The organism is Mesorhizobium sp. M7A.F.Ca.US.007.01.2.1 (assembly GCF_003998165.1).
GTDB lineage: Bacteria > Pseudomonadota > Alphaproteobacteria > Rhizobiales > Rhizobiaceae > Mesorhizobium > Mesorhizobium ciceri.
In genome coordinates this window covers 45,085-55,676 of record NZ_RZQP01000015.1, presented here as the reverse complement: position 1 = coordinate 55,676, position 10,592 = coordinate 45,085, and the positions used below count along the sequence as shown (strand labels likewise).

At 63.7% G+C, this 10,592-nt stretch carries 9 protein-coding genes; 5 read left to right on the top strand and 4 right to left on the bottom strand.

Going from position 1 to position 10,592, the window contains the following annotated elements; translation table 11 throughout:
* From EN949_RS05110 to EN949_RS05100, 3 genes are all read right to left on the bottom strand, one after another.
* Window positions 1–2,003: penicillin-binding protein 1A (locus tag EN949_RS05110; protein ID WP_164782475.1), on the bottom strand; the 2,003-nt coding region annotated here is incomplete at its 3' end.
* A 150-nt stretch (window positions 2,004–2,153) separates the two neighbouring features.
* Window positions 2,154–3,086, bottom strand: coding sequence for a dimethylarginine dimethylaminohydrolase family protein (locus EN949_RS05105; RefSeq protein WP_013532649.1), 933 nt, complete (start codon window positions 3,084–3,086; stop codon window positions 2,154–2,156).
* Complete coding sequence (locus EN949_RS05100) at window positions 3,083–4,702, bottom strand: amidohydrolase (protein ID WP_206523596.1); 1,620 nt, start codon at window positions 4,700–4,702, stop codon at window positions 3,083–3,085. Before EN949_RS05100 ends, EN949_RS05105 begins: the two co-directional genes overlap by 4 nt.
* Window positions 4,703–4,786: 84 nt before the next feature.
* Between EN949_RS05100 and EN949_RS05095 the strand changes: the two genes are divergently transcribed.
* The 5 genes from EN949_RS05095 (at window position 4,787) to EN949_RS05075 (ending at window position 9,741) form a co-directional block, all read left to right on the top strand.
* Window positions 4,787–5,683 carry a LysR substrate-binding domain-containing protein gene (locus EN949_RS05095; protein WP_013532647.1) on the top strand — a complete coding sequence of 299 codons (897 nt, stop codon included), beginning with the start codon at window positions 4,787–4,789 and terminating at the stop codon, window positions 5,681–5,683.
* 120 nt (window positions 5,684–5,803) lie between these two features.
* Window positions 5,804–6,898, top strand: coding sequence for an ABC transporter ATP-binding protein (locus tag EN949_RS05090; protein WP_024505297.1), 1,095 nt, complete (start codon window positions 5,804–5,806; stop codon window positions 6,896–6,898).
* Between the two features lie 67 nt (window positions 6,899–6,965).
* Complete coding sequence (locus EN949_RS05085; protein ID WP_127366760.1) at window positions 6,966–8,081, top strand: ABC transporter substrate-binding protein; 1,116 nt, start codon at window positions 6,966–6,968, stop codon at window positions 8,079–8,081.
* A gap of 23 nt (window positions 8,082–8,104) precedes the next feature.
* On the top strand, window positions 8,105–8,938 hold the full coding sequence (locus EN949_RS05080; RefSeq protein WP_013532644.1) for an ABC transporter permease: 834 nt from the start codon (window positions 8,105–8,107) through the stop codon (window positions 8,936–8,938).
* Entirely contained in the window at window positions 8,938–9,741 is an 804-nt protein-coding gene (locus tag EN949_RS05075) for an ABC transporter permease (protein WP_127366615.1), read from the top strand. The genes EN949_RS05080 and EN949_RS05075 overlap by 1 nt, the downstream gene beginning before the upstream one ends.
* Here the strand turns inward: EN949_RS05075 and EN949_RS05070 are convergent.
* Entirely contained in the window at window positions 9,738–10,526 is a 789-nt protein-coding gene (locus tag EN949_RS05070) for a fumarylacetoacetate hydrolase family protein (protein ID WP_127366614.1), read from the bottom strand. The genes EN949_RS05075 and EN949_RS05070 overlap by 4 nt on opposite strands.
* Window positions 10,527–10,592: the final 66 nt, after the last annotated feature.

The window sequence follows — 10,592 nt, the reverse complement described above, 5'->3', positions numbered from 1 at the left end:
CTCTTCTTCTGTGCTTCCTCGGCCTTGGCAGCGATCTCCTCGTCGATGAAGGGCTTGTCGATGCCCGGGATCGGCTTGAGGTCGATGTTCTGGTGCGCATAGACCATCAGGCGCTGCCATACCATCGCAGGCAGCGAGCCGCCGGTCATGTTCTTGGTCGGCGTGAAATCGTCATTGCCCATCCATACTGCCGCCGTGTAGTTGCCGGTGAAGCCGACGAACCAGGCGTCGCGGTAGGATTGCGTCGTGCCCGTCTTGCCGGCGACGACGATGTTGGGAAGTTGGGCCCGCCGCGCCGTGCCCATCACCGGTACTGCCGCCAGCATGGTGTTCATCGATTTCAGCGCCTGCTCCGACAACACCCGGTGTGGCGGCGGCGCATCCTTGGCGAAATCATAAACCACCTCGCCGGTGCGGGTGACGAGTTGGCTGATGCCGTGCCGGAAGCCGACGAAACCGTTGTCGGCGAACACGCTGTAGCCCGTCGCCTGGTCCATCACCGTCATGCCCGAGGTGCCCAGCACCATCGTCTTGTGCGCTTCGAGCGGCGATTCCACGCCCATCGCCTCGGCCATGGCCTTGATCGGGCCGATGCCAAGGTGATCCTTGGCCAGCCGAACCGGCACGGTGTTGATCGATTTGGCCATAGCCATGATCAGAGTTACATTGCCCGCCGATCCGCCGCTGTAATTGTGCGGCGACCAGGACCCCCAGCTGATCGGGCCGCCGGAGATGATGGAGTTGGGCGTGAAGCCGTGTTCCATCGCCGTTGCATAGACATAGGGTTTGAATGACGAGCCGGTCTGGCGCAGCGCCTTGGTGGCGCGGTTGAACTGGCTGGCGCCATAGTCGCGGCCGCCGACGATGGCGCGCACGGCGCCGTTGGTCTCGATGACGACGACGGCACCTTCGGTGACGTTGTACTCCTTGCCGAACTGGCGCAGGTGGAACTCCACCGATTCTTCCGCTGCCTTCTGGATGTTCGCGTCGAAGGTGGTGTGGGCAACAAGCGAGTGCTGGCCCGGTTTGGCGATCTTCTTGACCTCGTCGAATGCCCAGTCGAGGTAATAGTCCGGACTTTTCTGCTCGCCGCGGTCGACGACGTCGGCCGGATGCAGCCTTGCCTGCAGAACCTGGCCCTCGGTCATGAAGCCGGAATCGACAAGGTTGGACAGCACCACATTGGCGCGTGCGCGCGCTGCCGGCAGGTTGATGTGCGGCGCATATTTGGTGGGCGCCTTGAACAGCCCGGCCAGCATCGCCGCCTCGGCGAGGTTCAGATCCTTGACGCTCTTGCCGAAATAGAAATCGGCGGCCGCCTCGATGCCGAACGTACCGCCCCCCATGTAGGCTCGATCGAGATAGAGCTGCAGGATTTCCTTCTTCGACAGATTGGCCTCGAGCCACAGCGACAGGAAGGCTTCCTTGATCTTGCGCTCCAGCGTGCGCTCATTGGTGAGGAACAGGTTCTTGGCCAGCTGCTGGGTTATGCTCGAGCCGCCCTGAACGACGGAATTGGCCCGCACATTCTCAAAGATGGCGCGGGAAAGGCCGAGCACATCGATGCCGTAGTGATCGAAGAAGCGGCGATCCTCGGTAGCAAGCACCGCCTTGATGACGTGATCGGGCATCTCGTCGACCGGCACGGAATCGCGCTGGATGATGCCGCGCTGGCCGATCTCGTTGCCATAGCGGTCGAGGAAGGTGACGGCGAAGTCGCCCTGGGCGCGCCAGTCGCCGGCCGTATCCTGGAAAGCCGGAATGGCCAGCGCCAGCATCACCACGATGCCGCCGGCGCCGAGCGTAAAACCTTCGCTCAACACTTCGATGATGCCACGGCGCCAGCCGTTGACGCGGAAGCGCCGCGAGAAGATCGTCGCCGATTCCCAGAACTGGCGCGCCTTGAAGCCGATCTCGTAGAGCGACGAATCGATCCACGCGTCGAGCGCCAGCAGCCGGGCGGCGATCGGACCTCTTCTCTTGCGCGGTTCGGGACTGGCCATTCGGAATCCGGCTAGCAATTGCACGACCTGAGTACCGTAAACCGGCAATTTCAGGGCGATGCATTCCGCAAGACTATTCCTCCATTTTTCCGGCACTCACAAGGGCAGCGAAGACACAGTATCGGGTTTGTTGCTGAGGGGCGAGCCGGCTCAGGCCGGTTCGCGCTTCAGCGCCTGCGCCATGCAGTGGATGCCGCCGCCGGTCTTCGAAATCTCGCTCATGTCGACGGCCGCGACCTCGAAACCGCGGGCCTTGAGCTGGCCGATCAGCGACTGGCTGGAGGTCGGCGCGATCACCCGGTCCTTTCCAAGTGACATGAAGTTGCAGCCGAGCGCCATCGTGTCCTGGAACGGGACGTCGATGATCTCGTGACCCTTGCCCTTCAGCCAGTCGACAATGCCGGGCTCGGTGCAGGCAAGGCAGACGGCGGTCAGTTTTTCGGCGATCGGCACCACCATCAGGTCGATATGGACGTAATATTCGTCGATGAAAGCGATGCGGGTTTCCCAGCCTTCCTTGTCGAACCAGGCCTGCACCTGGCGCGCACCTTCCTCCTGCGTGCGCGCGCCGCCGCAGCCGATCAGCACGACGCCATCCTCGATGACGTTGAAGTCGCCGCCCTCGAAGGTACCAGCCGTGACCATGTCGTAGATCGGTATGCCGAGTTTTTCGTAGGTGCGGATCGCGGCATAGTTCTCGCCGCGCCGCCACCAGTTGGCCATGGCGGTGATGAAGGCGCCGTAGGGCGTCATGACGCTGGAATCGCGCGAATAGACCTGCATCGGTAGCTCGGGCGTCGGCTCGTGCCAGTGGATGTTGACGCCGAAATGCTCGTAGGCGGCGACCAGGTCCTTGTGCTGTGCCTGCGCGATCTGGACGTTGCAGGGCGCCTCGCGCAGGTGCTTGCGCGACAGCGAGCTGGTCGAGAGATGCCGCAGGAAATTGGGCGAGCCGAGCAGGACGTCGGTCAGCACGTCGGTCTCGTTGGCAAAACCCCAGGCGGTCAGCGGCTTGGTGCCGCCGGCGGGGTTGCGGCGCTGCAGCGAAAACGGCTCGGCGACAATGCGGTCATGAACGGTCATGGGATGCTCCTCGTGAGGTGACTTGGGGGTGTCTGATTACTCGGTATCCACCAGTCGCGTCCACGCGGGGTGGTGACATATTCTGGCCAGCGAAACCCGATCGGCGGCTCGTAGTCGCAAAGCGGTGCGATCCAGTTCGAACCGCCGATGCCGCCGCCGGTGCGGGTAACGAACTCGTCCATCGCCGCTTCGCGGGCAGTCTGGTCTTCCAGCAGGCGAAGGGCGGCGAGCGCGATCGTGCGGGAGGCGCAGGCCACCATCGGGTCGATCGTGGCCGAAATACCGCCCAGCGCATTCATCACCCAGGCTGGATAGGGATAGCCGGTCTCCGAACGCAGCGCCGGGCGGGCGACATAGAAGCGCGCCGTCGGCGTGTGCCAGCTCATGTCGGTGTAATCGTCGGAGGTCGAATTGACCTGCGAGGGCGGCAGGTCGCGGCGCAGGATCGCTTCCGCCGCCTGCGGCTCGATCAGGCGCTCCAGCTCTTCGATGAACGGCTCGTCGCTCGCCATGCGCCCGGCATTGACCTGCATTTCGCGCGCGACTGCCTTGGCGTCTTCGTCCCAGCGCGGCGGCCCGACCGTCGACAGCGCTTCATAGGCGATCTCGGCCATGGCATGATTGGCAAGTCCCGGTCGTGACTTCGACACCCAATGCCGCTCGGTGCGGCAACCACTCATCGCTGCCGCCGCCTCGGCATTGCGGTCGAGCACCGCGGTGACCTGCTCGGCCATGGCAAGCGTCGGCACGCGGATCATGTACTGGATCTCGGCCAGCCCCGCCGGCAAATTGTCGGCGGTCGCTTGCCCCGCCGTCAGGATCGCCTCGCTGATCGACCAGCCGCCCTGGTGAGGCAGCATGGAATCGCGCAGCGCCTTGGAGGCCATGTACATCATCATCAATGCGTCGTTGGCGCCGGGCGCGCGCGCCGCCGAGTGCGCTTGCGGAATGGGTGCAGCACCCGCAGCCAGCGCCCAGCGTTCCGGTTGGTCGCAGATGAAGCGATAGATCATCGCGTAGGCCGCGCCGCAATGCGTGTCCCAGCGCACCGTGTTGCAGAGCGGCAGCATGTAGAACGGATGAAAGGAGATCATGCCGGCAAGGCCGTCATAATAGCCCTTGGCGGCATGGATCGGCTTTGACCCACGCACCTTTTCCGCCGGCTCGCCGGTGAAGCGCAGCGTGCCTGATATGCCGTGGCGCTGCATCGCGGCCTTGGTCGCCAGCAGCCCGCCGAGGCTCGAAATACCCAGCCCGGAATGCGGGTCGGTGTGGCCGCCGGCCTGGTTGCCAAGTCCCCGGCGCGGACGCTCGACCGTAGCGGCATCCTGGCAATTGCCCGGCACCGCGTCGTATTCGGCGTACATGCCGATGGTCGGGCCGGGGCCGTTGGTCCAATGAGCGCAGAAGGCGGTCGGCATGCCGCCGGAGCCTTCTTCGACAGAAAAGCCTTCGAGTTTCAGTCGCTCGACATACCAGGCGGCGGATTGATATTCCCGCCACGCGGTCTCGCCGTAATCGAAGATGATGCGTGTCCACGCGGACAACAACGGCTGGATGCCGTCGAGACAGGCAAGGGCGGTTGCTTGCGCCGAGGTGGCCACCGGTTTCTCCATGGCATGAGAAGAAAGCAGTGAAGCGGTTCGCTAAAAAGTGATATGTTTTCCCGGTTCGTGCAAATTCGGTTCACCTGAGGCTCCTTGCGTATACCATCCACACAAGCGCTGCGTGCGCTCGACAGCTTCGCCCGCCATGGCAGCGTCTGGCGCGCCGCCGACGAGTTGCACCTGACCCGCAGCGCCGTGAGCCATCAGCTTCGCCTGCTGGAGCGCGATCTCGGCTTCGACCTGCTCGAACGCATCGGCAAGGGCGTGGCGCTGACGCCGCGCGGTCAGCGCTACGCCAGCGACGTGCGCAAGGCGCTCACCGTTTTGGGCGATGCGGTGACGCGGGACGCCGGCACCGGCGTCGGCGGCTCGTTCGCCGTCAGTTGCACGCCCGGCTTCGCCTCGCTGTTCTTGTGCACCCATATCGGCGAGTTCCGGCAGATGTATCCTGACGTGGCGCTGCGCATCCTGACGCCGCGCCGGCTCGACGATGTCAGCAACGCAGATGCCGATGCCTTCATTGCGTTTGGTGTCGGCAATTGGCCGAACCGGGCGGTCGAGCCGCTCTGCGAAATCTCGTTCACGCCGCTCTGCAGCCCGACGCTGCTCAACAAGGTCGGCGGTTTTTCCCGACCGTCGGACGTGCTGCGCGCCAACCTGCTGCATCTCGACGACACCGAGGATTGGGCGCGCTGGCTGGCGCTGTCCAAGGTGGAAAACCCCGACATCGAGGGTGGCATCTTCTTTTCGGACATGAACCTGGTCTTTTCGGCGGCGATTGCCGGCCAGGGCATCGCCATGGGCGACGAACTGACCAGCCGGCGGGCGCTGAGCGAGGGCCGGCTGGTCAGGCCGTTCGACATCGCGATCAAGTCGCCGCGCTCCTATTTCCTGGTCTCCGAACACGCCAAGGCCTCGCATCCGGTGCTGGAAGCGTTCGCGGGATGGCTGCGGTCGAAACTCCAGGAGAACCGCATTCTGCCGTATTGAGGGCAAGGCGGCGCCATCTCGCCATAGATGAATGGAATTTGCCGATCACGCGAAAACTATTCGGTTGCGGTGAGCCGGCACCCTGCCTACGATTTCGACAAGCGTTAGGGAAAGGGCAGTATGCAGCAACCCGGCCGTGCCGCAGAGATCAAGGCAATCGGGATCGGCAAGAGCTTCGGCTCGTTCCGTGCGCTGGACAATCTGTCGCTCAATATCGGCCGTGGCGAGTTCCTGACCCTGCTCGGGCCGTCGGGTTCGGGCAAGACCACCTTCCTGATGATCCTTGCGGGCTTCGTGCAGCCGACCGAGGGCAAGCTGTTCAGCGACGGCGTCGACATCACCGACCGACCGGCAGAGCAACGTGCCGCCGGCATGGTGTTCCAGGGCTACGCGCTGTTCCCGCATATGAGCGTCGAAGCCAACATCGCCTTCCCACTCAAGGTGCGCAAGAAATCGGCCGCCGACATCAAGCGCCGTGTCGGCGAGATGATCGAGCGCGTCGGTCTCAAGGGCCACGAGAAGAAACTGCCGGCGCAACTGTCGGGCGGCCAGCAGCAGCGCGTGGCGCTGGCCCGTGCGCTGGTGTTCGAACCTGGCGTGCTGTTGCTCGATGAGCCGTTCTCGGCGCTCGACAAGAGCCTGCGCGGCCAGATGCAGGCCGAGATGAAGCGGCTGCACCAGGAAACCGGAACCACTTTCGTCTTCGTCACCCACGACCAGAGCGAGGCGCTGGCGCTGTCGTCGCGCGTTGCCATCTTCAACCACGGCAAACTGCTGCAGGTCGGAGCGCCCGACGAAGTCTACGACCGGCCGGACAACCGCTTCGTCGCCGAGTTCCTCGGCGAAATCAACATGCTGCCGCTGAAGGGCGTCAAGCCTGCCGGCAATGGCTCGACGGGCCTTTGCGAAGACCGCGCGGTCAGCATGGGCTGCAAGGCCGAACTCGTGCGCGGCGATGCCATCCTGGCGATCCGGCCCGAGTACATGTCGATATCGGGCGAGGCGGCGGATGGCGAGAATGGCATCGCCGCTACCGCCACCAACTCCACCTATCTGGGCGCTGCAACGCGGCTCGACCTGACGACACGGCAAGGCGCCAAGGTTACCGTGTCGGTGCCGAACGAGGTGGCGGCCGCAGCGCTCAGCAAGGGCAATTCCGTCTGGCTCACCTGGCCGGCGGAAAAGGGTTTCCTCCTTCCGCATGGAGGGCAATGACCACGGTGTGGCGAGATATCGCTCCACCGCTTTCCGGCACTATCAACAACAAAAAAGGGGAACTGACATGACACATGACACCAAAAAACAAGCCGTCGAGAGCCTGTCCGCCAGGGCAGGTCGCGGCGAGATCTCGCGCCGGCAGTTCACACAGCTGGCGGCACTCGTGTTGGCTGGCGCGCCGATGCTACTGCGCTCGACAGGTGCCTTTGCGCAGGCCAAGGAACTGGTGCTGGTCAACTGGGGTGGCGATGCCATCACCGCCTATGATGCCGCCTATGGCCAGGCCTTCACCAAGGACACCGGCATCGCCGTCAAGATGGACGGTTCGGGTCCGACTGAAGGCGCCATCGCCGCGCAGTTTAAGAGCGGCGCGCCGACCTGGGATCTCGTCGACGTAGACCCCTTCTCGGCCATCACGCTCGGCGCCCAAGGGGCTCTCGAGCCGATCGATTACAACATCGTCGACAAGAAGAAGATGCGGCCCGGCTTTGGTTGGGAATACGCCGCCTCGACCTATTTCTTCTCCTATGTCATCGCCTATGATTCCGAGAAGTACGGCAAGGACGCGCCGACCGGCATGGCCGATTTCTTCGACGTGAAGAAATTCCCCGGCAAGCGCTCGCTCTACAAATGGGGCGTATCGAGCTGGGAAGCAGCACTTCTGGCCGATGGCATCGCGCCGGCGTCGCTCTACCCGCTCGACCTCAAGCGCGCCCATGACAAGATCGCCGCGTTCAAGGAAAACGTCGTTGCCTATTGGGGTGGCGGCGCCGAAAGCCAGAGCGTGCTGCTCAATGGCGAGGCCTCGATGGCGATCGTCTGGTCGACGCGCGCTTCGCTGATCGAGCAGGATTCGGGCGGCAAGATCAAGTTCATCTGGGACCAGGGACTGATCTCGCCCGGTGCGCTGGCCGTGCTCAAGAACAACCCCGGCGGCAAGGACGCTGCGATGAAGTTCATCGCCAGTGCCCAGGACCCTGAAAAGCAGCTGGTCATGTTCGACAAGCTCGGCCAAGGTCCTGCAAACCCGGCGGCAGACGCGCTGATCACGGCCGACAAGAAGCGCATCAACCCGGTCGATCCCGAGAACATGAAGAAGCAGATCGCGCTCGACATGGACTGGTACGCCAAGAACTACGGGCCGGCGCTCGACGAATACACCAAGATCATCTCGGCCTGATCAGGGCCGGGGTAATCGGGTCAATGAGATCCTATCTCTCCGACAGGATGGGCGCGGCGCTGTTGATGGCGCCGCTGCTCCTGTTTCTTGTCCTGGCCTATGCCTGGCCGTTCCTTGGCGTCGTCAAATGGAGTTTTACGCTGCCGACGCCCGGCCTCGGCCAATATGAGGCGCTGCTCACCGACGATCTGGTGCAGTCGGTGTTCATCCGCACGCTGCGCATCGCGGCGGTCGTCACCGTGGTCTCGGTGGCCGCTGCCTACGCCATCACCGTCGTCTGGGTGCGTGGAACCCCGGCACAGCGCCTGATCGCCGAGTTCTGCATTCTCGTTCCCTTCTGGATTTCCGTGCTGACCCGTGCCTTCGGCTGGGTGGCGCTGCTCTCCAATCGCGGCCTGATCAACACGTGGCTGCAGGCGATCGGCTTCATTTCCGAACCGCTGGCGTTGGTGCGCAACGAATTCGGCGTCATCGTCGGCATGACGCACTTCCTCATTCCTTTCGCCGTTTTTCCGCTGGCATCGGCCATGCGCAGCCTCGACGACCGCGTGCTCCTGGCGGCGCGCGGGCTCGGCTCCAGCCGCATGCGCACCTTCTGGACGGTGTTCGTGCCGATGACGCGCTCCGGCATCATAGGCGCGGCGATGATCGTTTTCGTCTTCTCGCTCGGCTTCTTCGTCACGCCAGCGATCCTTGGCGGCGGCCGCAGCGTCATGATCGCCGAACTGATCTATCTCAGGATATTCCAGAGCCCGGACTGGGGCTTGGGTGCAGCGATCAGCGTCGTGCTGGTGCTGTTCGTCGGCGCGCTGATGGCGCTCTTGTTCCGATATGTCAGACCGAAGCAGTTGATCTGATGCCGACCTACCGCCCCGGTCCCGTCTCGCTGATCATTGCCGCTTTCGTGGCGCTGTTCCTGCTGATGCCGCTGCTCGCGGTCATCCCGGTGTCGCTGACGCCGAGCCGCATGCTGGCGATGCCGTCGGGCGAACTGTCGCTGCGCCACTACCGGGCGCTGATCGAAGACCCGCGCTGGCTCCAATCGATTCTGCTCTCGATCCGCATCGGTGTCGTCAGCAGCGCCTTTTCAACTGTGCTGGCGCTGTGCTTCTGCCTTGGCGTCTGGATGTTCCAGCCGCGCTTCACCGCGGCCCTGGTCGGCTTCGTGCTGCTGCCGATGGTGGTGCCGCCGGTGGTCTCGGCGATCACGCTCTACTTCTTGCTCACCTCGATCTCGGGTTTCAGCGCGTTCTTCGGCTACGACACCTGGCTTGGCGTCGCCATGGCCCATTCGGTGATGACCGTGCCCTTCGCCACGGTGCTGATGCTGGTCTCTCTCAGCCAGCTCGACCGCCGCATCGACCTTGCCGCGCGGGGCTTAGGGGCCACTGTGTGGGAGCGCGCCACCCGCATCATCATGCCCAACATCAAGTTCGGCATCGTCACCGCCGCACTTCTCTCCTTCGTGCTGTCCTGGGAAGAAATCGGCGTCACTTTGTTCATCACCTCTGTCAACGCCATCACGCTGCCGCGGCTCATGTGGATGGGCTTGCGCGACAACATCGACCCGGCGATCGCGGCATTGTCGGTGATCCTGATCATCATCACCGTGCTGGTGCTGGCGGTGCGCAGTTTCGTGGCCAGGCAGCGCGGAGCCTAGACAAACCTCACCGAGACGCGGCCAAACCTGCCTAGATCGCCGATGACTTCGTCGCCTGCCTCGACGCTTATCGGTGTCACGCAGGTGCCGGTAATCACCACCTGTCCCGGCTGAAGCGCTATGCCCAGGCCCGACAGTTCATTGACGATCCAGGTAAGCGCGATGCGAGGATCGCCCAATACGGCTGCTCCCGATCCGCTATGTTGCGACCTTCCGGAAACGGACGCGATCACGGGGTGCTTTGCAAGATCCACGTCGTGCCAGTCGTCTTCCGCCGCCTCGCCGATGACAAACAGGTTGGCGCAGGCATTGTCCGCAATGAGCTGCGGCGCCCCGACGGCGCAGAAATCGTCATACCGTGAGTCCGGGATTTCGATCGCCGGGTGCAAGCTCGCCACGGCTTCCATCGCCTCGGCGATTTCATAGGGTGCCGCACGAGGCGGCAGCTCGCGGCCGAAACGGAAAGCGAACTCGATCTCGGCCACGCGCATCTTGCTCGTCGCCAGGGAAACGGTCCCGCCGATCTCCACCGCTTTCTCGGCCAGGAGACGTCCGGCCATGGGGCCGTCGACGTTGATGTGCCTTTGTCCCGCCGGACTGGTCGCGGCAATCTTCCAGCCGAAAAGCGGAGCCGCCGAGCGATCCATGACATGCGACTGGACAGCGTAACCTTCGAGCCGTGTTTGTGGGCGCAACGCCTCGGGTATGGCGTCGAGACGGGTGCCCTTGTCCCAGTGGCCTACCAACAACCGCGACGCAGCCCTGGTCTTTTCTGCATCGAGCATCATCAGCTTCCGAAATTGCTTCGCGGATCAAACCCGGCAAGGAAACATTGCGTCATGCGACGCTGT